Source organism: Enterobacter cloacae complex sp. 394I7 (assembly GCF_057320345.1).
In genome coordinates this window covers 20,474-41,187 of record NZ_JBXWCR010000009.1, presented here as the reverse complement: position 1 = coordinate 41,187, position 20,714 = coordinate 20,474, and the positions used below count along the sequence as shown (strand labels likewise).

Below are 20,714 nucleotides of genomic sequence, written 5' to 3'. Positions count from 1 at the left end.
CTGATGCCCTCACCCTGACCCTCTCCGCCCGGAGAGGGTCAGGGAACCCAAAACCCTTCACAGCATTTCAGCCACGCCTGCGCGCTGTGCGATAAATAAACCCCTTCGCGCCAAATCATCCCTAACTGCCAGTGCAAATCGCTTTCCAGCGGGATCCAGCGCAGGGTATTTTTATCGAGCCGTTCGCAAATCGGCTGCGGCAATATCGAAATGCCGACGCCTGCCTGCACCATCGCAGCCAGGAAATCCCACTGCCCGCTGCGCACCGCAATGCGCGGCTTCACGTTGTGTTGATTAAACAGCGCCATCAGCTGGCGGCTGAGGGCGAAATCTTCGTTGTAAATCAGCAGCGGGTGTTCACCGAGCCGTTCGGGTTTCACCGTGTCGACCTTCAGCCAGTCACCAGAGCGGGGCACCAGCACGCACAGCGGGTGGCTAAAGAGCGGCAGCGTCGCCAGACCGCTCTCTTCCTCCACAGGGAGGGCGGTCATGGCGACATCCAGCTCGCCGTTGGTGACCGCCTGTTGAACCGTTAAGCCGCCAAACTCGGAAATTTTCAGTTCAACGCCGGGATAACGCTGGCGAAACAGGCTGATGGGGCCGGCCATCATCATCCCAACCATCGGCGGGATGCCGAGGCGCAGCAGCCCTTTTGTCAGGTGATTGATATCGCCAAGCTCCGCTTCCAGCTGGCGGAACTCCGCCAGGATCGCCAGCCCGCGTTCAAAGACGACCCGCCCGGTATCGGTCAGCAGCAGCTTGCGTCCGTCGCGGATAAGCAGGGTGCAGTTCAGTTCATCTTCGAGGTTTTTCAGCATCTTGCTGATGGTGGGTTGGGTGACAAACAACTTCTCCGCTGCGCGGGTAAAACTTTGCTGACGAACCACTTCGACAAAATAGCGCAGCGTTCTTATGTCCATGATTATTCCTCGGAACTATACCTTTGATGATTTTAATTCATTTCAGTCCATTACGTGCGCTCACTATACTGGCGCCTCGTCTCATTTTTGAGGAAAACCCCCATGGCCATGGCGTTAAGCCGTGTTACGCCTGCCGTTGTGCAACGACTTCAGGTACCGGTTCAGGTACTGCTTTATGCGGGACTGTTTGTTTTCGCGGAATATCTTGTCAACTGGTTGCATCTGCCGCTGCCTGCCAACCTGGTCGGAATGGTGCTGATGCTGACGCTTATCCTCTGCCGCGTTATCCCCCTCAACTGGGTACGCGCCGGCGCGCGCTGGCTGCTGGCGGAGATGCTGCTGTTCTTTGTGCCTGCCGTGGTCGCGGTGGTGAACTATGCGCAACTGCTGAGGGTAGATGGCTGGCGCATCTTCGCGGTCATTGCGCTGAGCACGCTGATGGTGCTGGGGGCCACCGCCTGGGTGGTTGATAAAGTGTATCGGTTTGAAATCAGCAGGCAAAAGCATGACTAACTTCCAGATAAGCGTGTTGTGCCTGATTGCCACTCTGGCGATCTACTTTGCCAATAAACGCCTGTATCGCCGTTTTCACGCGCTGCCCCTGATGCCGCTGGTCTTCACGCCGATCCTGCTGGTCCTGATGCTGGTCTTCGGGCATATCTCCTGGCAGAACTACATTGGGGAATCCCACTGGCTGCTGTGGCTACTGGGGCCTGCGACCATTGCCTTTGCGGTACCGGTGTATGACAACCTGGCGATCATCAAACGCCACTGGATGTCGCTCAGCGCTGGCGTGATCACGGCCACGGTGGTGGCGGTCTGCAGTTCCGTCTGGCTGGCACGGCTGTTTACGCTGCCCGATGAAATTCAGCGCAGCCTGGCCGTCCGTTCGGTCACCACCCCGTTTGCGCTGGCCGCGGCCAAGCCGCTCGGTGGACAGCCGGATCTGGTCGCGTTATTTGTGGTCGTGACGGGTGTCTTCGGGATGGCGGTTGGCGACATGCTTTTTTTGCGGCTGTCGATCCGTGAAGGAATGGCGAAAGGGGCGGGATTTGGCGCGGCATCGCACGGTGCGGGAACGGCACGTTCGTATGAACTCGGGCAGCAGGAAGGGGTGGTGGCAAGCCTGGTGATGATGCTCTCGGGCGTGGTGATGGTATTGATTGCACCGCTGGTGGCGTGGGTGATGTTCTGATTTCCCCGGCCGGTAAGGCCGGGGAGACGAGGTTAGTGCGCACGGCCTTGCTCGACGCCCAGACCCGTTTGTGAGCGGATAAACTGGGCGCGGAATTTCTCACGCTCCAGGTTACCTTCCGGCGAGTTATCGGTCGCGGAGAAGACCCAGATACCAATAAACGCCACGGCAATGGAGAACAGCGCCGGGTATTCATACGGGAAGATAGCGCTTTCGTGACCGAGGATCTGTACCCAAATCGTCGGGCCAAGGACCATCAGAATCACTGCCGTCAAAAGCCCCAGCCAGCCGCCAATCATCGCCCCACGGGTGGTCAGTTTTGACCAGTACATGGAGAGCAGGATGATAGGGAAGTTACAGCTTGCCGCAATGGAGAAGGCCAGCCCCACCATAAAGGCGATGTTCTGCTTCTCGAACAAAATCCCCAGCAGAATAGCGACCACGCCCAGCACCAGCACGGTGATTTTCGAGACTTTCAGCTCATCACGTTCGCTTGCACCTTTGCGGATAACGTTGGCATAGAGGTCGTGCGATACCGCAGACGCGCCCGCCAGCGTCAGCCCGGCAACCACCGCGAGGATGGTGGCGAAGGCCACGGCCGAGATAAAGCCAAGGAACAGGTTACCGCCTACCGCGTCGGCCAGATGCACTGCCGCCATGTTGTTACCGCCAATCAGCCCGCCCGCCGCGTCTTTAAACGCCGGATTCGCCCCCACCAGCATGATGGCGCCAAAACCAATGATAAAGGTCAGGATGTAGAAGTAACCCATAAAGCCCGTGGCGTAGAAGACGCTTTTGCGCGCTTCACGCGCATCGCTCACGGTGAAGAAACGCATCAGGATGTGTGGCAAGCCGGCCGTACCAAACATCAGACCCAGACCGAGCGAAAGCGCAGAAATAGGGTCTTTCACCAGCCCGCCAGGGCTCATGATCGCTTCCCCTTTCGGGTGTACCGCCATCGCTTCAGTGAACAGATTATTGAAGCTGAACCCGACGTGTTTCATGACCATAAAGGCCATAAAGCTGGCGCCGAACAGCAGCAGGACCGCTTTGATGATTTGCACCCAGGTCGTGGCCAGCATGCCGCCGAACAGAACGTACATCACCATCAGCACACCCACCAGCACCACCGCGATGTGGTAGTTCAGGCCGAACAACAGTTCGATCAATTTACCCGCGCCGACCATCTGCGCAATCAGATACAGCGCGACCACCACTAGCGAGCCGCAGGCGGAGAGGGTACGAATCGGCCCCTGCTTCAGCCGGTAGGAGGCCACGTCTGCGAAGGTATAGCGGCCCAGGTTGCGCAAGCGTTCTGCGATCAGGAACAAAATAATCGGCCAGCCCACGAGGAAGCCGAGGGAGTAAATCAGACCATCGTAGCCGGAGGTGTACACCAGCGCGGAGATACCGAGGAAGGAGGCAGCGGACATAAAGTCGCCTGCAATCGCCAGCCCGTTCTGAAAACCGGTAATGTTGCCGCCTGCGGTGTAGTAATCATTACGGGAGCGCACGCGTTTCGAGGCCCAGTACGTGATGTACAGCGTCAGCAGCACGAAAATCAGGAACATGATAATCGCCTGCCAGTTGGTTGGCTGGCGCTGTACCTCGCCGGTGATGGCATCAGTGGCGTTGGCGGCAAAGGGAAGTGTGGCGGCAAGCGCCGTCAGGACTCTCTTCATGATGCTTTTACCTCTGCCAGGACTGCTCTGTTAAGACGATCGAATTCGCCATTGGCGCGCCAGACGTACACGCCGGTCAGCACAAACGAAATGATTATCACGCCAATCCCAATCGGAATTCCGCGCGTGACGCTGGTGCCCGCGTGCAGCGGCGTACCGAGCCAGTGTGGGGCAAAGGCAATCAGCAGAATAAAGCCGACGTAAATAATCAGCATGATGATGGAAAGTAAGAAGGCAAACCGTTGCCGTTTATCCACGAGCTCCCTGTAGTGCGCACTATTCTCTATCTGCTGACAAATATCGTTATTCATCAGAGGTCTCCAGAAGTATTTATAGGGGAGGTTTTTTTATTCCCTCTCCCGGGGGGAGAGGGGAGATCGCGTTACGATGGCATTGCGATGGACTGCTTCTCTTCGAGCAGTTTTTCCACCACGCCAGGATCGGCAAGCGTTGAGGTATCACCGAGGTTGCTGGTGTCACCGGCTGCGATTTTGCGCAATATGCGGCGCATAATTTTGCCTGAGCGGGTTTTCGGCAGAGAGTCGGTCCAGTGCAGCACGTCCGGCGTGGCAAGCGGGCCAATCTCTTTACGTACCCAGTTGCGCACCTCGGCATACAGCTCTGGTGACGGCTCTTCGCCATGATTCAGCGTGACGTAGGCGTAAATCGCCTGGCCTTTAATGTTGTGTGGGATCCCGACGACGGCGGCTTCGGCGATCTTCGGATGAGATACCAGCGCGGATTCAATCTCCGCGGTACCCAGACGGTGGCCGGAGACGTTCAGCACGTCGTCCACGCGCCCAGTTATCCAGTAATAACCGTCCTCGTCACGCCGGGCGCCGTCACCGCTAAAGTACATATTTTTAAAGGTCGAGAAGTAGGTCTGCTCAAAGCGCTCGTGGTCGCCGAACAGGGTACGCGCCTGGCCCGGCCAGGAATCGGTGATCACCAGATTGCCTTCGGTGGCCCCGTCCAGCGGATTACCTTCGTTATCCACCAGCGCAGGTTGTACGCCGAAGAACGGTTGAGTTGCTGAACCGGCTTTTAACTGCGTCGCACCCGGCATAGGGGTGATCATAAAGCCGCCGGTTTCGGTCTGCCACCAGGTGTCCATTACCGGACATTTTTCGTTGCCGATTTTCTTCCAGTACCACTCCCAGGCTTCCGGGTTGATGGGCTCGCCAACGGAACCGAGGATGCGCAGCGAAGAGCGGTCAGTGCCTTCAATGGCCTTATCGCCTTCCGCCATTAATGCGCGGATCGCCGTTGGGGCGGTGTAGAGAATATTGACCTTGTGTTTGTCGACCACCTGACACATGCGTGCCGGCGTTGGCCAGTTCGGTACGCCTTCAAACATCAGCGTAGTGGCACCACAGGCCAGCGGGCCGTATAGCAGGTAGCTGTGACCGGTGACCCAGCCTACGTCGGCAGTACACCAGTAAATGTCGCCCGGATGGTAGTCGAATACGTACTTGAAGGTGGTAGCGGCATAGACCAGATAGCCGCCGGTGGTGTGCAACACGCCTTTCGGTTTGCCGGTTGAGCCGGAGGTGTAAAGAATAAACAGCGGGTCTTCCGCGTTCATCTCTTCCGGCTGATGCTGGTCGCTGGCTTTTTCAATCAGATCGCTCCACCACAGGTCGCGTCCTTCGTTCCAGTCAATCTTGCCGCCGGTACGCTTGAGGACGATGACGTTGCTGACGGTTTTCACGTTCGGATTTTTCAGCGCTTCATCGACGTTTTTCTTCAGGGGAATGCCACGGCCAGCGCGCACGCCTTCATCGGCCGTGATCACCAGTTTCGAGCTGGAATCGACAATACGTCCGGCGACCGCTTCCGGTGAGAAGCCGCCAAAAATCACCGAGTGAATCGCACCGATGCGCGCGCAGGCCAGCATGGCTACCGCCGCTTCAGGCACCATTGGCATATAGATAGCCACTACGTCGCCTTTTTTAATGCCCCTTTCCAGCAGAACGTTGGCAAAGCGGCACACGTCGCGGTGCAGTTCTTTATATGTAATGTGTTTGCTTTGAGAGGCGTCGTCGCCCTCCCAGATAATGGCCGTTTCATTACCGCGTTCGGCAAGGTGGCGGTCAAGACAGTTTGCTGCCAGGTTCAGCGTGCCGTCTTCGTACCATTTAATGGAGACGTTGCCGGGCGCAAAGGAGGTGTTCTTCACCTTCTGATAAGGTTTAATCCAGTCAAGAATATGGCCCTGCTCACCCCAGAAGACGTCCGGGCTGGAGACGGAGTGCTGATACTTCTCGTGGTACTGCTCCGGGTTTATCAGGCAACGGTCCGCAATGTTGGCGGGAATGTCGTGTTTATGTACTTGGCTCATGGCTTTTTTTCTCCTTGTAAGATGTTAATAATATGTCGCAAAAACGTTAATAGTAGGGGCTTTACAAGCTTTGTTTATTATTTGGGCTACAGATCACGCATTGTTTGAAGAGTATGAAAAATGAGCGAATGAAACTTTGAAGGAAAATAATTCACCGTGCCGATTATTCACAATTTCGATTAAAAAAGCCTTTTTATAACAAAAAGTTATTGATTGGAATTGTGACAAACTCACGTCATGACCGCTTTTTGCAGCGAAATGTGCCGTTCTTTAAGGCTTGCGCAACATGCCGCGCAAATGATACTCATACGCCGCGTTAAAAAATCCCATAAACCAACGCAACACAATTCATACCCTTTCAGTATGTATCCATATTCATGCAGTTTATGTGAATAGGGCGCTTCATTGAGGAAGTCAGTTTCTATGAAAAACGTTAAAGTCAGCCTGGCCTGGCAAATCTTGCTAGCCCTTGTGCTGGGTATCCTGCTGGGTAGCTACCTGCATTATCACAGCGACAGCCGCGAGTGGCTGATTGCGAACCTGCTCTCGCCGGCAGGGGATATCTTTATTCATCTGATCAAGATGATTGTCGTACCGATTGTTATCTCAACGCTGGTCGTCGGCATTGCCGGTGTGGGGGATGCAAAACAGTTAGGCCGTATCGGCGCGAAGACAATTCTTTATTTCGAAGTGATCACGACGATTGCCATCATTCTGGGCATCACACTGGCGAACGTGTTCCAGCCAGGATCCGGGATCGATATGTCGCAGCTGGCGACGGTGGATATTTCGAAATATCAAAGCACTACCGCTGAAGTACAGAGCCACGCGCATGGCCTGATGGGAACCATCCTTTCGCTGGTGCCGACCAACATCGTGGCTTCCATGGCGAAGGGCGAGATGCTGCCGATCATCTTCTTCTCGGTGTTGTTTGGTCTGGGTCTCTCCTCCCTGCCTGCCACGCACCGTGAACCGCTGGTCACCGTGTTCCGCTCAATTTCTGAAACCATGTTCAAAGTGACTCACATGGTGATGCGCTACGCGCCGGTTGGGGTGTTTGCGCTTATCGCGGTAACCGTGGCGAACTTCGGTTTCGCCTCCCTGTGGCCGCTGGCGAAGCTGGTGATTCTGGTTCACTTCGCCATCCTGTTCTTCGCGCTGGTGGTGCTGGGAATTGTGGCGCGCCTGTGTGGGCTGAGCATCTGGATCCTGATCCGTATTCTCAAAGATGAGTTGATTCTCGCGTACTCCACGGCAAGCTCTGAAAGCGTACTGCCGCGTATTATCGAGAAGATGGAGGCCTACGGCGCGCCGGCGTCGATTACCAGCTTTGTGGTGCCAACCGGCTACTCCTTTAACCTGGACGGCTCAACGCTGTACCAGAGTATTGCGGCTATCTTTATTGCTCAGCTGTACGGCATTGACCTGTCTCTGTGGCAGGAGATCGTGCTGGTGCTGACCCTGATGGTGACCTCAAAAGGCATCGCAGGCGTACCTGGCGTCTCCTTTGTCGTGCTGCTGGCAACCCTGGGCAGCGTAGGGATCCCGCTGGAAGGTCTGGCGTTTATCGCCGGTGTCGACCGTATCCTCGACATGGCGCGTACGGCGCTGAACGTGGTGGGTAACGCCCTGGCGGTGCTGGTTATCGCTAAGTGGGAGCACAAATTCGACCGTAAAAAAGCGCTGGCGTATGAACGCGAAGTGCTGGGTCGTTTTGATAAGACCGCAGACCAGTAAAATAAAAAGGCCGGGGTTAACCCGGCCTTTTCGCATTCCCTCTCTGCCAAAAGAGAGGGCCGTGTAAGAGATTTTACTCCCCACTCAACGCGTCAAATTCTTCACATCCCGTATCAAACCCTTCGGTACAGCTCAGGTTCAGCCAGTAGAGCGCTTTCTGCTTATTCGGCGTTATAAAGCCTTTCTCGCCCTGCTGGAACAGCATTCCGGCCCAGTACTCCGCGTAACCCGTACGCGAAAGGGAGGAGCTGCGTTTGAACCACGACGCGGCTTTGACGTCGTCCTGCGCCACCTCAACGCCGTTGGCATAAATCATCCCCAGCAGCATTTGCGCATCCACCGCGGAGTCGTTGTCGATATCTTCGGTTGCCGTTTGCAGCAGTGCGATGGCCTGTGGGTAGTCAGTTTTCCCTGCCTGGGTGTTGACCAGCACGCGCGCCAGCATAATTGCGCCGCGTTTACTGCCGGCGATAGTGGCCTGCTGCGCCAGCGCTTTGGCCTGCGCGTAATCGCCCTGTGTAAACTGGATTTGCGATAACAACGCCATGGCGTCGACATCGCCCCCTTTTGCTGCTTTCTCTGCCCACTGCGCGGCCTGCTTGCTGTCGCCGGAACTGAAGTAGGTATCGGCAAGGTAATACTGGGCGCGGGCGTCACCCGCTTCCGCCTGTTGCTTGTACTGGCTGCCAATCTCATCCGCGTGGACGAGTGACGTAAAAAATAACAACATCAGAAAAATTGATTTCATGGATTCTTATCATCTGGGTACACGCCGCGCAGTATAATCGTCGTCGCAGAAGAAAAAAACGGGCGCGGTAAAGGTGAATGAACATTTCCGGGTGTCCGCCGCGTTTTGTCTCACAATAATGCTTGTGAAAGAGGGTATTAGACGCTCGCGGGAGAGATTCTCTCACTGAATTAAAATACAAAGCCGGGTATTTATTTCGGTGCTAATGACATTATTGCTGCGGGGCAGCGTGCACAATATATATTGATAATATAAATAGCTTATTAAGAAATAAAAAAGGGGTGAATAAGTCACCCCTTTTATTCATCAATTAATTAACGGCATTAACCCAACGCGCTTTCACGCAGTCTGGCTTTCAGCTTGCTATATTCGTCAATCACATACTGTTCCGCGGCGTGCTGGTCAGCAATCGGCTCCACGCGTACGGCGCAGTACTTATACTCCGGCGTTTTGGTTATCGGGCTTAAGTTCTCCGTCACCAGTTCGTTGCAGGCACCAATCCACCACTGGTAGGTCATATAGACCGCCCCTTTGTTAGGTCGGTCGCTGACCTGCGCACGGGTAATGATGCGTCCTTTACGCGAGTGCACCCAGATCAGGGCTTCATCTTCAATACCCAGACGCTTTGCGTCAGCGGTGTTGATCTGCGCATAGCCCGGTTCATCCGCCAGTGCCGCCAGCGCAGCGCAGTTACCGGTCATCGAACGACAGGAGTAGTGGCCCACTTCACGCACGGTAGAGAGCACCATCGGATACTCATCGGTGAGTTTATCGATTGGCGCGACCCAGTCGCAGGTGAAGAACTGCGCCAGTCCGTTCGGGGTGTCGAACTTCTCTTTAAAGAGATACGACGTGCCCTGATCGGCCTCTGACTCATCGCGGCACGGCCACTGGATATACCCCAGCTCACCCATTTTCTCATAGGTGGCACCGGTGAAGTCCGGACACAGTTTGCGCAACTCGTCCCAGATTTCCTGAGTGTTGTTGTAATGCATCGGATAACCCATGCGGGTGGCGATTTCGCTGATGATCTGCCAGTCGGTTTTCAGATCCCACTTCGGCTCCACCGCTTTGAAGAAGCGCTGGAAGCCGCGGTCTGCCGCCGTGTAGACACCTTCATGCTCGCCCCATGACGTTGACGGTAAAATCACATCCGCCGCCGCCGCGGTTTTGGTCATAAAGATATCCTGGACAATCACCAGTTCGAGATCCTCAAAGCCTTTACGCACCGCTGACAGCTCGGCGTCGGTCTGCAGCGGATCTTCACCCATAATGTAGGCGGCACGCACTTCACCGTGCGCCGCACGGTGCGGCAGCTCGCTGATGCGATACCCGGTATGTTCCGGCAGGCTCTCCACGCCCCAGGCCTTCGCGAATTTCTCACGATTTTCCGGGAACTTAACGTACTGATAGCCCGGATAGGTATCCGGCAGTGCGCCCATGTCACACGCACCCTGCACGTTATTTTGACCACGTACCGGGTTCACGCCCACATGCGGTTTGCCCAGATTTCCGGTCAACATCGCAAGGCTTGTCAGGGAGCGTACGGTTTCCACGCCCTGATAGAACTGGGTTACGCCCATGCCCCACAAAATGGCCGCGGTTTTCGCTCCGGCGTACATCCGCGCTGCCTGACGGATCTCTTGCGCGCTTACGCCGGTTATCGCTTCGACGGACTCCGGCGTGTAGCCTTCGACAATTTTCCGATACTCGTCAAACCCTTCCGTACGGGTCGCGACGAACGCCTGGTCGTAGAGATTCTCCTCAATAATGACGTGGCCCATCGCATTCAACAGCGCGATATTCGAGCCGTTTTTCAGTGCAATGTGCATATCCGCAATACGTGCCGTTTCAATTTTGCGCGGATCGCAGACGATGATTTTCGCCCCATTCTGTTTGGCGCGAATCACGTGGTTCGCGACGATAGGGTGAGAATCCGCCGGGTTATAGCCAAAAATAAACACGAGATCGGTGTTATCTATCTCGTTGATCGCGTTACTCATAGCGCCGTTACCGACCGACTGGTGCAGACCTGCAACCGATGGGCCGTGTCAGACGCGAGCGCAGCAGTCGACGTTATTGGTACCAATAACGGCGCGCGCGAATTTTTGCATTACATAGTTGGTTTCATTACCGGTACCGCGTGATGAGCCGGTAGTCTGGATCGCATCCGGGCCATACTTGGCTTTGATGGCGCTCAGGCGCGTGGCGACATAATCCAGCGCCTCGCTCCAGGAGACGGCTTCCAGCTTGCCACCGCGCTCGCGGCGGATCATAGGGGTTTTCAGGCGTGGGGTAAGGATTTGGGTATCGTTAATAAAATCCCAGCCGTAGTAGCCTTTCAGGCACAGCGTGCCCTGGTTGGTTTTCCCCTGGGCGGCCTCCGCCCGGACGATTTTGCCGTTATCGACCACCAGGTTGATCTTGCAACCCGAGGCACAATAAGGGCAAACCGTGACGACTTTTTTCATCAGTCTGCTCCAGTTAATCAATGCTTACGCCCCACTATGCAGCTTCTATGCCATGTTTTTATTGTGGGTATCAGCAGACTTTACGGCCAACAGAGGGGCAAAACCCTGACGAAAAACAGCCAATCGTCAAAATTGACGTGTCGAATGGGCAGTGGATGTGACATGGGTTGTAATTCCGTCATGTAAAAGTCAAATTGGCTGGAGCCGACGGCAGAATAGTTCAGACTTAACATAATCCCCTGATGGAAGCATGCGATGAAACCGGCGATTCTGGTGGTTGATGACGATACCGCAGTTTGCGAGCTGCTGCAGGATGTGCTGAGTGAGCACGTCTTTAGCGTGCTTGTCTGCCATAACGGCCAGGACGCGCTGAGTCTGGTTCAGCATGAGCCACACATCGCCCTTGTCCTGCTGGATATGATGCTGCCGGATATCAACGGCCTGCAGGTATTACTGCACCTGCAAAAGCAACGTCCGGAGCTGCCGGTGGTGATGCTGACCGGGCTGGGCAGTGAGTCAGACGTGGTGGTGGGGCTGGAGATGGGGGCCGACGATTATATTGGCAAACCGTTTAACCCGCGCGTGGTGGTTGCCCGTGTTAAAGCCGTGCTTCGCCGTACCGGGGCGCTGGCCGCAGACACCCCGGTGCCACGCGTGGCGGGCGTGACGTTCAATGGCTGGACGCTGGATACCTCCCGCTGTGAACTCAGCGATCCGCAGCGTAACCCCGTACCGTTGACCCAGGGAGAATATGGTCTGCTGCTGGCGCTCACCCAGAACGCCCGGCGGGTGCTCAGCCGGGAACAACTGCTCGAGCTGACGCACAGCGAAAGTGCCGAGGTGTTCGACCGCACAATCGATGTGTTGATCATGCGCCTGCGCCGTAAAATCGAAGCCAACCCGCATCAGCCCGCACTCATTAAAACCGTCCGTGGGCTGGGCTACGTCTTTGCTGCCGATGTGTCTCACAGCGAGAAAGCGGCTTAAATATTCTCTTTAATAAACAGCTGCAACTCGGCCAGCGTTTTTGCCCCATCAATGGCGTTCGCAGCCAGCAGGCTTGCCCGCGCGCAGGCATGGGCCAGATAAATACTCTCGACCAGCGGCAACGCTTCATGGCAGCCGTATAAGAAGCCTGCGCAGAAGGCATCACCCGCCCCGACGCTGCCGATAATCTCTTCCCGCTCCAGCAACCAGGAGGGGATCCAGCGCCCTTCATCGTCCGGTGTTAACCCCCACGCCCCTTCCGGACAGTGGATCACCACCCGCTGACGCACGCCAGCCGCCAGAAGCTGTGAGGCGGCTTCCGCGATATGGGCAATGTGCGGAGCATCGTTCTCGTCGCGCATCTCCAGCCCGCTAAACTCGCCGGCTTCCAGTTCGTTGATGACCAGATAATCAAGATGGCGCAGGGCAGGGAGGACCAGCGGCTGATAGCGCGGGTCACCCTTTCGCGAGACCAGGTCGAGCGAGGTTTCATACCCCTGATCGCGCATCTGGGCCAGCAGCCGTGCGCTGCGGGTGCCGTACTCGTCATCGGGCATATCCAGGCTGTCGAGCAGTAACAGGTAGCCGAGATGGAAAATCTTCATCGCGCCGTCGAGGCGGTCGAAGGCGGGCAGATCCAGAAGACGGTTGGCGCCCGGGGAGTGGAAAAAAGTGCGCTGCCCGCTGGGGTCGGTCATAACCTGCGACATAGAGGTTGGCGGAAAGGTCGTGCGCTGCACCCGCTGGCGGTTGACGTGATACTGGTCGAGCATCGCCAGGATGTAATCGCCGTCGCTATCTTCGCCAATCAGGCCGACGGCCTGCAGCGGCAGGCCAACGTGCATTTTGGCCAGCGTCAGCAGGACGTTCAGCGGCGCACCGCCGGTTGAACGTTCGCTGTGGGTAATTTCCGCCAGCCAGCCGCGCTCCGGCCATTGCACAATCTGGTGGACGTGATCCACCAGCATATTGCCGGCGGCGATAATCCCTTTACGTTCCATTATGCCTGCCCCGCGCTGCCAAAGATGCGCATTTGCGCGGCGACCGTATCGGTAATCGCCTCTTCTATACCCAGCAACAGTTCTGCAAATTCATCGTACAGAGGCTGACGTTTTGCCATCCGTTGCTCAACGGCAGAGAGCGCGGCCTGTGACATACCGGTATAAAAGTTGATTTTATGGATCCCCAGTTCGATGGCGCGACGAAAATCGGCATCGCTGATCCCGGAGCCGCCGTGTAAGACCAACGGCAGGCCGGTCTGCTGGCGAATGGCGTCCAGACGAGGGAAATCGAGTTTTGGCTCGCCTTTGTATTTACCGTGCGCGTTGCCAATGGCGACCGCCAGCGCATCAATGCCGGTGGCATCGACAAACTCGCGCGCCCGCAGTGGGTCCGTAAACAACGCTTCATCCGCATGGCCATACAACGCGCCACCTTCGTCACCGCCTACCGCACCCAGCTCCGCTTCTACCGATACGCCAACCGCGTGGCACATCTTCACCACCTCCCGCGTCTGGCGAATGTTTTCTTCGTAGCTCAGGGTGGAGCCATCAAACATCACGGAGCTGAAGCCTACGCGCAGCGCACGTACCACCGCCTCGAAATGCAGGCCGTGATCGAGGTTGAGCACCACCGGAATATCATGACGGGCGGCTTCAAACCTGACCGCTTCGACCAGCGACTCCAGGGAGACATACTTAAAGTGGACTTCCGCAATATTAATGATAAACGGCGAGCGTTCCTGTTTCGCGGCAGCAAACAGCGCGCGCAAAAAATGGGAGTCGAGAACGTTAAACGCGCCGAGCGCGTAGCGGTGTTTCCTGGCGTGCTCAAGACCGTCGGCAAGAGAAATCAATGGCATTATTTACTCCTTATTTCCGAAACAGGTTGTACTCGTTGCACAACACCAGCACCGCCGGTTCGTCTTCTTCGATATTGTTATAGCGGGCAATGGGCTGTAAAAAATGGTTATCGTGTTCATCGTCATTCACCGATGACACTTCCCCCACCAGTACGTCGCCAAAACCGCGTTCGCCCCAGAAACTGTGGTACAGGCCGGGGGTGAGGCAGATGCTGTCCCCGGGTTGCAGGCGTAACTGACTGCCGGGCGCGTGGGTCTGCAGACAGCCGTCGAGGGTAACGGTCACGTCGGTATTTTCAGGTTCTTGATGTGCGCCGGCATTCCATAACTCGACGATCAGGTTTCCGCCGCCACGGTTGATGATGTCTTCCCGTTTACGCCAGTGAAAATGCATGGGCGTCACCTGACCATCCCGGACGTGCATGATTTTTTCGGCATAGCACTTTTCATAGGGCACGCCGTTCGGTGAGCCATTGCGCAGGGTAAAGAGCGTTAGCCCCTGTGAGGCAAAATGGTCGCTGCCGAATGCCGTTACGTCCCAGCCAAGCCTGAGATCAAACACTTCCTGCCAGGCGGCCGGGTCAAGCTGCTGCCATTTCGTTGGCGGAAAACTGGCAAAGGGAGGGAGATGCACATCGTGCATGGAGAAGAACTGCCGCGTGTGGCCAAGGATTTCATTGATTTCGGAGCGTTTCATGGGGCCCCCTGGACGCTATGTCAGGCCTCACCCCAACTCTCCCGCGAAGAGAAGATCAGGGTGAGGGCATCAAACCGCACTACATCACTTAACTGTCCACCCCTTATAGGATCCGACGTTCTTTTTATCGATCATCGTCACCGGGATCAGCACAGGCTCTTTAGGCGCAGGTTTGCCCTGCAGAATGTCATAGCCGATCTCAACCGCTTTTGCCGCCATTACCTGCGGATCCTGAGCCGGCGTTGCGACAAACAGGGAGTTCTCACGCTTAAGCGCTTCCTCGCCGTCCGGGCTGCCGTCTACACCAACGATAAAGAATTCATTGCGTTGGGCCTGTTTTGCCGCCAGATCGGCACCGATCGCCGTCGGATCGTTAATCGCGAACACGCCGTCGATCTTCGGATTGGCCGCCAGCAGTGAGGTCATCACTTCCAGACCGCCTTCACGGCTACCTTTGGCGTTCTGGTTATCAGAGAGCACCTTGATATCCGGATGTTTTTTGAACTCGGTCTGGCAGCCTTCGACGCGGTTTTGCACTGCGGACACTGGCGGCCCGTTGATGATGACCACGTTGCCTTTGCCTTTCAGGCGGTCAGTAATGTATTTACAGGCCATTTCCCCCGCCTGGGTGTTATCGGAGGTGATGGTGGCATCCGCCCCTTCCGCCGCGACGTCAACCGCGACAACCACGATCCCGGCCTCTTTCGCGCGTTTAACCGCCGGGCCGATCCCTTTGGAATCCGCGGCGTTAAGGATGATCATGTCCACTTTGGCGGCAATAAAGTTGTCGATCTGCGCCACCTGCTGGCCGAGATCGTAACCGCTGGAGACCAGCGTCACTTTGACGTTATCCCCCGCCAGTTTGCGCGCTTCCAGCTCGGCACCTTTGGTGATCTGCACGAAGAATGGGTTGGCCAGGTCGCCCACCGTCACGCCGATGGACTTCAGATCTTTCGCCTGCGCAAACGGCGTTGCGGCAAGCAGCGCGCCAGCACAGAGCGCGGTCACTAACGGTTTCAAACGCATCTTCTCTTCCTCGCTTGTAGGGTATTGTTGTTATGCACTTTGATGGTGTCGGGTACGGTATTTGTCGATCAGCACCGCTATGATGATCACCGCCCCTTTGATCACCAGTTGCCAGAAGTAGGAGACGCCCATCAGCGTCATGCCGTTGTTAAGCGTGGCGATGATCAGCGCCCCCACCAGCGTGCCGGTGATCGTGCCGATCCCGCCGACAAAGCTGGTGCCGCCGAGGATCACCGCCGCAATCGCATCCAGCTCGTAGCCCATGCCCAGGTTGCCGTTGGCGCTGTAGAGACGCGAGGCACTCATCACGCCGCCCAGGCCCGAGAGCAGCCCGCTCATGCCGTACACAAACAACAGCACCAGCCAGACCTTAATGCCTGTCAGACGCGCCGCCTGCATGTTGCCGCCAACCGCATAGATGTGAACGCCAAGCGTGGTGCGACGCAGAATAAACCAGCACAGCACAATGACCGCCAGCGCGATCACCACCAGCCACGGAATGGGTCCAAGATAGTTATTGCCGATCCACTCAAAGCTAATGTTGGAGTTAATGACGGTCGTACCGTCCGCCAGCAGGTAAGCCGCACCGCGCAGGGCCGTATAAGTACCGAGCGTCACGATAAACGGCGGCAGCCCGGCAAAAGCCACCAGCGCGCCGTTGAACAAACCCAGCACCAGGCCGAGCATGAGCGCTGCCGGAATAGAAAGCATGGCGAACTCAGGTATTAACGACACCACCATCGCCGCCACGGCCGTGGTGCCCAGAATGGAGCCGACGGAGAGGTCGATCCCGCCGGTCAGAATGATGAAGGTCATCCCTGCGGCCAGTACGATGTTGATCGACGCCTGGCGGGTGATATTGAGCAGATTACTTTCGGTAAAGAAGTTAGGCGCGATAAAACCAAATACCGCCACAATCAGGATCAAGATGGGCAAAATGCCGACCGTCTGCATCAGATCGCTCATCAGCATTTTTTTGGCAGAGGCGGACTTCGCCACCTGCTGCGGATGGGTTGAATTTGTCATAGTTGCACCGCCTGATGATGAGAGTCGTTCACGCCGGTCGCCAGCGTCATGATGTTTTCCTGAGAAATTTCTGCTCCGTGAAGTTCACCTGCAATGCTGCCTTCACGCATGACATAGACGCGGTCGCTCATGCCGACGATTTCCGGCAGCTCGCTGGAGATCATCAGGATCGCCACGCCCTTGCGCGCCATCTGGTTCATGATGCGGTAGATTTCACTTTTCGCCCCGACGTCGACGCCGCGCGTCGGTTCGTCCAGAATCAGAATGCGTGGGCCGATGGCCACCCAGCGGGAGATAAGCAGCTTTTGCTGATTGCCCCCGGACAGGCCACCCGCGCGGACCTGTGAATGCGGCACGCGGATGTTAAGCAGGGCGATTGCATCGTCAGAAATGGTCTGCGCTTTTTTGCGGTTCAGCATGCCGAAGGTGGCGTCGCGCTCCAGCGTCGCCATGGTGATGTTCTCCTGTGCGGCCAGCTCGAGGAACAGCCCTTGTTCTTTGCGGTTCTCGGTGAGAAAACCGATCCCGTTGTCGATGGCGGCACGCGGGGAGTGGATCACCACCGGTTCGCCGTCGACCTCAATCATGCCGCCCGTGGCTTTGCGCGCGCCGAAGATCAGCTGCGCCAGTTCGGAACGTCCGGCGCCCACCAGACCTGCCAGCCCGACAATTTCTCCGGAACGCACCTGCAGACTGCAGGGGAGCACTTTCTTGCCGTCGGTAAGGTGATGCACGTTAAGACGCGGGCTGCCGAGCGGGATATCGCGCCCTTTGTTAAACAGATCGCTTAGCGGACGGCCGACCATCATCTTCACCAGCTCAGAGGCGTTCAGTTTGTCGCGCGTCAGGCTACCGACGTACTGCCCGTCACGCAGAACGCTGACGCGATCGGAGAGTTCATACACTTCCGCCATGCGGTGGCTGATATAGATAATCGCCATTCCTTCCTCTCGCAGGCGCAGTATCAGCTCGAACAGGCGATGGGTTTCACGTGAGGAGAGGGCGGCGGTGGGTTCATCCATCACCAGAATGCGGCTGTTACGGTGCAGCGCGCGGGCAATTTCAACCTGCTGCTGCTCGGCGATGGTCAGCCTCATTACCAGGTCGGTCGCCTTGAAGTGCGCGCCCAGACGGTCAATCACCGCCTGCGCCTGTGCGGCCATCTCTTTGCGCTGTACCAGCCCGGCGCGCGACAGCTCGCTGCCCAGGAAAATGTTTTCAGCGACGGTCAGATTGGGGGCAAGCTGCATCTCCTGATAAATGAGGGTGATACCCGCGGCCAGCGCATCCTTTGGGCCTTTGATGTGAAACGGCTGTCCGTCAATCAGGATCTCGCCGCGGGTGGCGGTATAGGCCCCCGCGAGGATCTTCATCAGGGTACTCTTTCCTGCGCCGTTTTCCCCCATCAGCGCGTGGATCTCACCGGGGTACACCGTCAAATCCACACCCTTGAGCGCGTGGAAATGGCCAAACGTTTTGGCAATGTTGCGCATCTCCAGTACCGGGGTTCTGCTCATGGCGGATCTCCTTGAATGTCGATATCCGCACTTCATCACAGGTTGGTAAATGCAAAATGTCAGAAGCCGTTCATATTTGTCATAGTTATGAATAGTTAACTTACATCACAATTCCCCGCTTTTTCCCTCTCAGCAGGAGAGGGCCAGGGTGAGGGCATCACATTGCACCGGAGCTTACCGTATGCCATCACACCGTCCGCCCTTCTTTGCCAGCGCCCGTGGTCGCCTGCTGATTTTTAATCTGCTGGTGGTGGCGGTGACGCTGATGGTCAGCGGCGTGGCGGTGCTCGGCTTTCGTCATGCCAGCGAGATCCAGGAACAGGTGCAGCAGCAGACGCTGGATGACATGACCGGCAGCATGAACCTCGCCCGCGATACCGCGAATGTGGCAACGGCGGCGGTGCGGCTATCGCAAGTTGTAGGCGCGCTGGAATACAAGGGCGAAGCCGAGCGCCTGAAGCAGACGCAGATGGCGCTGCGTCACTCGCTGGAACAGCTTGCCGATGCGCCACTGGCGCAACAGGAGCCCGCGCTGGTGGCGCGAATTATTCAGAGAAGTAATGAGTTACAGCAGAGCGTGACGGGCATGCTGGAGCGCGGGCAGCGGCGTCATCTGGAGCGTAACGCACTTCTCAGCGCGCTCTATCAAAGCCAGAGCTATTTGCGCCATCTGCAGGACATTAACCGCCGTTACGCCAGCAACGTCCCGGATGCGCAACAGCTTATGGAAATGGACAGACTAATCATCGCCGCTATTGAAACGCCCTCGCCGCGCGCCACGGTTCAGCAGCTGGATGCCGTGACCGCAGCGCTGCCCCGGAGCGTGACGCAGTCCGTGGTGAACGTTATCCTGCCCGATTTTAATGCCGAGCTTCACAAGCTTGTTCCGCTCTCGACGCAGCTGGAGGAGAGCGATCTGGCGATCAGCTGGTATATGTTCCACATCAAGGCGCTGGTGGCGATATTAAACAGCGACATCAATCAGTACGTTGAACAGGTGGCGCAGGCCTCCCGGCTGCGCACTGCCCAGAGTCACCAGGAGCTGCGCTCCATCAGCGTATTTATCAGCGTGTTCGCCGTGCTGGCGCTGATCATCACCGGGTGCGCCTGTTGGTATATCTACCGTAATCTGGCCTCCAACCTGACGGCCATCTCCCGGGCGATGTCGCGCCTTGCTCACGGCGAGCAGGATGTTTCCGTCCCCGGGCTGCAGCGCCGTGATGAGCTGGGTGAGCTGGCGCGAGCGTTTAACGTTTTTGCCCGCAACACCGCCTCGCTTGTCCACACCACCCGCCTGCTGAAAGAAAAAACCACGCAGATGGAGATCGACCGCATCGAGCGTCAGGGGCTGGAAGAGGCGTTGGTGCACAGCCAGAAGATGAAGGCCGTCGGGCAGCTGACGGGCGGTCTGGCGCATGACTTTAACAACCTGCTGGCGGTGATCATTGGCAGTCTGGAACTCACCGATCCTGACTCACATGACGCCCCGCGTATCACCCGGGCACTCAAGGCCGCCGAGCGTGGTGCGGTGCTGACCCAGCGCCTGCTGGCGTTTTCCCGCAAGCAATCCCTGACCCCGCACGCGGTAGAGATGAAACCGCTGCTCGAGAACCTGCGGGAGTTGATGTACCACTCGCTGCCGGCCACCCTGACGCTGGAAATTGAAGCGCAATCACCGGCGTGGCCGGCGTGGATAGACGTCAGCCAGCTGGAAAACGCCATTATTAACCTGGTGATGAACGCCCGCGATGCGATGGAGGGACAGACGGGAGTTATTAAGATCCGCACGTGGAATCAGCGCGTGACCCGCAGTGACGGACGCAGGCAGGATATGGTGGCGCTGGAGGTTATTGACCGGGGAAGTGGAATGTCGCAGGAGGTCAAATCCCGGGTCTTCGAACCGTTCTTCACGACCAAGCAAACCGGGAGCGGTAGCGGATTAGGCCTGTCGATGGTCTACGGTTTTGTACGCCAGTCCGGTGGGCGCGTGGAGATTGAAAGCGCGCCGGGGCAGGGGACCACCGTGCGGCTGCATCTGCCACGCTCGACGCTGCCTGTTCGTTCTGCTGATGAAACCCAGGCCGCCGCGGCTGCCGTTGAAAATGAACGCCTGGTACTGGTGCTTGAAGATGAAGCCGATGTCCGCCAGACCCTGTGCGAGCAGCTGCATCAGCTGGGCTATCTGACGCTTGAAGCGGACAACGGCGAACAGGCCCTGAAGATGCTGGACGCGTCACCGGATATTGGCATGTTTATTAGCGATTTAATGCTGCCCGGCAACCTCAGCGGCGCCGAGGTGATCAACCATGTGCGCAGCCATTATCCGCAGCTTCCGGTGTTGCTGATCAGCGGCCAGGATCTGCGTCCGACGCATAACCCGCAACTGCCGGACGTGGCGTTACTGCGTAAGCCTTTTACCCGTGTACAGCTGGCGCAGGCGTTGCGCAAGGTGATGGTAATTTGAGATTCCTCCGCTACCCCAGCCAGCTGTTGTTCATTACCGTAA

The 20,714-nt window shown here is 57.0% G+C and carries 17 protein-coding genes; 5 read left to right on the top strand and 12 right to left on the bottom strand.

All coding sequences use genetic code 11. From position 1 onward, the window contains the following. Nucleotides 1-38: 38 nt before the first annotated feature. On the bottom strand, nucleotides 39-920 hold the full coding sequence (locus AC2FAP_RS21170; protein ID WP_449541542.1) for a LysR family transcriptional regulator: 882 nt from the start codon (nucleotides 918-920) through the stop codon (nucleotides 39-41). Between the two features lie 102 nt (nucleotides 921-1,022). Here AC2FAP_RS21170 and AC2FAP_RS21165 point away from each other — a divergent pair, with 102 nt between their 5' ends. Both AC2FAP_RS21165 and AC2FAP_RS21160 read left to right on the top strand, forming a co-directional pair. Continuing rightward, nucleotides 1,023-1,433 carry a CidA/LrgA family protein gene (locus AC2FAP_RS21165; protein WP_020882833.1) on the top strand — a complete coding sequence of 137 codons (411 nt, stop codon included), beginning with the start codon at nucleotides 1,023-1,025 and terminating at the stop codon, nucleotides 1,431-1,433. Continuing rightward, nucleotides 1,426-2,115 (top strand): LrgB family protein, encoded by a 690-nt coding sequence (locus AC2FAP_RS21160; RefSeq protein WP_023310063.1) that lies wholly within the window; start codon nucleotides 1,426-1,428, stop codon nucleotides 2,113-2,115. The genes AC2FAP_RS21165 and AC2FAP_RS21160 overlap by 8 nt, the downstream gene beginning before the upstream one ends. Before the next feature lie 32 nt (nucleotides 2,116-2,147). Here AC2FAP_RS21160 and actP read toward each other — a convergent pair whose 3' ends face one another. The 3 genes from actP to acs form a co-directional block, all read right to left on the bottom strand. Beyond that, a complete protein-coding gene (actP, locus tag AC2FAP_RS21155; protein WP_449541543.1) occupies nucleotides 2,148-3,797 on the bottom strand; it encodes a cation/acetate symporter ActP in 1,650 nt (549 codons plus the stop codon). Next, nucleotides 3,794-4,108: a DUF485 domain-containing protein gene (locus AC2FAP_RS21150; protein ID WP_014168233.1), complete on the bottom strand. Its 315-nt coding sequence runs from the start codon at nucleotides 4,106-4,108 to the stop codon at nucleotides 3,794-3,796. The genes actP and AC2FAP_RS21150 overlap by 4 nt, the downstream gene beginning before the upstream one ends. Nucleotides 4,109-4,179: 71 nt before the next feature. Beyond that, nucleotides 4,180-6,138 (bottom strand): acetate--CoA ligase, encoded by a 1,959-nt coding sequence (acs, locus tag AC2FAP_RS21145; RefSeq protein ID WP_414149395.1) that lies wholly within the window; start codon nucleotides 6,136-6,138, stop codon nucleotides 4,180-4,182. Nucleotides 6,139-6,561: 423 nt separating this feature from the next. Here acs and gltP point away from each other — a divergent pair, with 423 nt between their 5' ends. After that, the gene (gene gltP, locus AC2FAP_RS21140) at nucleotides 6,562-7,875 is read left to right on the top strand and encodes a glutamate/aspartate:proton symporter GltP (RefSeq protein WP_013095082.1); all 1,314 of its coding nucleotides are present in this window, start codon (nucleotides 6,562-6,564) and stop codon (nucleotides 7,873-7,875) included. Between the two features lie 73 nt (nucleotides 7,876-7,948). On the opposite strand, the gene AC2FAP_RS21135 is transcribed toward gltP, so the two are convergent. Further along, complete coding sequence (locus AC2FAP_RS21135; RefSeq protein ID WP_014168236.1) at nucleotides 7,949-8,623, bottom strand: tetratricopeptide repeat protein; 675 nt, start codon at nucleotides 8,621-8,623, stop codon at nucleotides 7,949-7,951. A 323-nt stretch (nucleotides 8,624-8,946) separates the two neighbouring features. Then, nucleotides 8,947-11,094, bottom strand: coding sequence for a formate dehydrogenase subunit alpha (fdhF, locus tag AC2FAP_RS21130; RefSeq protein ID WP_138013413.1), 2,148 nt, complete (start codon nucleotides 11,092-11,094; stop codon nucleotides 8,947-8,949). 255 nt (nucleotides 11,095-11,349) lie between these two features. Between fdhF and AC2FAP_RS21125 the strand changes: the two genes are divergently transcribed. Continuing rightward, nucleotides 11,350-12,081 (top strand): response regulator, encoded by a 732-nt coding sequence (locus tag AC2FAP_RS21125; RefSeq protein ID WP_014168239.1) that lies wholly within the window; start codon nucleotides 11,350-11,352, stop codon nucleotides 12,079-12,081. Here the strand turns inward: AC2FAP_RS21125 and AC2FAP_RS21120 are convergent. The 6 genes from AC2FAP_RS21120 to AC2FAP_RS21095 all read right to left on the bottom strand — a co-directional run bounded on the left by AC2FAP_RS21120 (nucleotide 12,078) and on the right by AC2FAP_RS21095 (nucleotide 18,208). Further along, the gene (locus tag AC2FAP_RS21120; protein WP_485453020.1) at nucleotides 12,078-13,085 is read right to left on the bottom strand and encodes a carbohydrate kinase family protein; all 1,008 of its coding nucleotides are present in this window, start codon (nucleotides 13,083-13,085) and stop codon (nucleotides 12,078-12,080) included. The two genes, AC2FAP_RS21125 and AC2FAP_RS21120, sit on opposite strands and share 4 nt — an antisense overlap. After that, entirely contained in the window at nucleotides 13,082-13,942 is an 861-nt protein-coding gene (locus AC2FAP_RS21115; protein ID WP_025206378.1) for a ketose 1,6-bisphosphate aldolase, read from the bottom strand. Before AC2FAP_RS21115 ends, AC2FAP_RS21120 begins: the two co-directional genes overlap by 4 nt. A gap of 10 nt (nucleotides 13,943-13,952) precedes the next feature. Continuing rightward, on the bottom strand, nucleotides 13,953-14,639 hold the full coding sequence (locus tag AC2FAP_RS21110; RefSeq protein ID WP_449541544.1) for a D-lyxose/D-mannose isomerase: 687 nt from the start codon (nucleotides 14,637-14,639) through the stop codon (nucleotides 13,953-13,955). An 84-nt stretch (nucleotides 14,640-14,723) separates the two neighbouring features. Next, complete coding sequence (locus AC2FAP_RS21105; RefSeq protein ID WP_014168243.1) at nucleotides 14,724-15,665, bottom strand: ABC transporter substrate-binding protein; 942 nt, start codon at nucleotides 15,663-15,665, stop codon at nucleotides 14,724-14,726. A gap of 30 nt (nucleotides 15,666-15,695) precedes the next feature. After that, a complete protein-coding gene (locus tag AC2FAP_RS21100; protein ID WP_073397722.1) occupies nucleotides 15,696-16,691 on the bottom strand; it encodes an ABC transporter permease subunit in 996 nt (331 codons plus the stop codon). Then, entirely contained in the window at nucleotides 16,688-18,208 is a 1,521-nt protein-coding gene (locus AC2FAP_RS21095; protein ID WP_449541545.1) for a sugar ABC transporter ATP-binding protein, read from the bottom strand. Before AC2FAP_RS21095 ends, AC2FAP_RS21100 begins: the two co-directional genes overlap by 4 nt. Before the next feature lie 181 nt (nucleotides 18,209-18,389). On the opposite strand from AC2FAP_RS21095, the gene AC2FAP_RS21090 reads away from it, so the two are divergent. Next, the gene (locus AC2FAP_RS21090; RefSeq protein WP_449541546.1) at nucleotides 18,390-20,672 is read left to right on the top strand and encodes an ATP-binding protein; all 2,283 of its coding nucleotides are present in this window, start codon (nucleotides 18,390-18,392) and stop codon (nucleotides 20,670-20,672) included. The last annotated feature ends 42 nt before the right edge of the window (nucleotides 20,673-20,714 follow it).

Excerpts from the sequence above, each read along its gene's own strand:
- AC2FAP_RS21095 (WP_449541545.1), bottom strand. The coding sequence starts at position 18,208 with ATGAGCAGAACCCCGGTACTGGAGATGCGCAACATTGCCAAAACGTTT.
- actP (WP_449541543.1), bottom strand. The coding sequence starts at position 3,797 with ATGAAGAGAGTCCTGACGGCGCTTGCCGCCACACTTCCCTTTGCCGCC.
- AC2FAP_RS21090 (WP_449541546.1), top strand. The coding sequence starts at position 18,390 with ATGCCATCACACCGTCCGCCCTTCTTTGCCAGCGCCCGTGGTCGCCTG.
- AC2FAP_RS21160 (WP_023310063.1), top strand. The coding sequence starts at position 1,426 with ATGACTAACTTCCAGATAAGCGTGTTGTGCCTGATTGCCACTCTGGCG.
- acs (WP_414149395.1), bottom strand. The coding sequence starts at position 6,138 with ATGAGCCAAGTACATAAACACGACATTCCCGCCAACATTGCGGACCGT.
- AC2FAP_RS21110 (WP_449541544.1), bottom strand. The coding sequence starts at position 14,639 with ATGAAACGCTCCGAAATCAATGAAATCCTTGGCCACACGCGGCAGTTC.
- AC2FAP_RS21135 (WP_014168236.1), bottom strand. The coding sequence starts at position 8,623 with ATGAAATCAATTTTTCTGATGTTGTTATTTTTTACGTCACTCGTCCAC.
- AC2FAP_RS21100 (WP_073397722.1), bottom strand. The coding sequence starts at position 16,691 with ATGACAAATTCAACCCATCCGCAGCAGGTGGCGAAGTCCGCCTCTGCC.
- AC2FAP_RS21170 (WP_449541542.1), bottom strand. The coding sequence starts at position 920 with ATGGACATAAGAACGCTGCGCTATTTTGTCGAAGTGGTTCGTCAGCAA.
- AC2FAP_RS21150 (WP_014168233.1), bottom strand. The coding sequence starts at position 4,108 with ATGAATAACGATATTTGTCAGCAGATAGAGAATAGTGCGCACTACAGG.
- AC2FAP_RS21125 (WP_014168239.1), top strand. The coding sequence starts at position 11,350 with ATGAAACCGGCGATTCTGGTGGTTGATGACGATACCGCAGTTTGCGAG.
- AC2FAP_RS21165 (WP_020882833.1), top strand. The coding sequence starts at position 1,023 with ATGGCCATGGCGTTAAGCCGTGTTACGCCTGCCGTTGTGCAACGACTT.
- gltP (WP_013095082.1), top strand. The coding sequence starts at position 6,562 with ATGAAAAACGTTAAAGTCAGCCTGGCCTGGCAAATCTTGCTAGCCCTT.
- AC2FAP_RS21115 (WP_025206378.1), bottom strand. The coding sequence starts at position 13,942 with ATGCCATTGATTTCTCTTGCCGACGGTCTTGAGCACGCCAGGAAACAC.
- AC2FAP_RS21105 (WP_014168243.1), bottom strand. The coding sequence starts at position 15,665 with ATGCGTTTGAAACCGTTAGTGACCGCGCTCTGTGCTGGCGCGCTGCTT.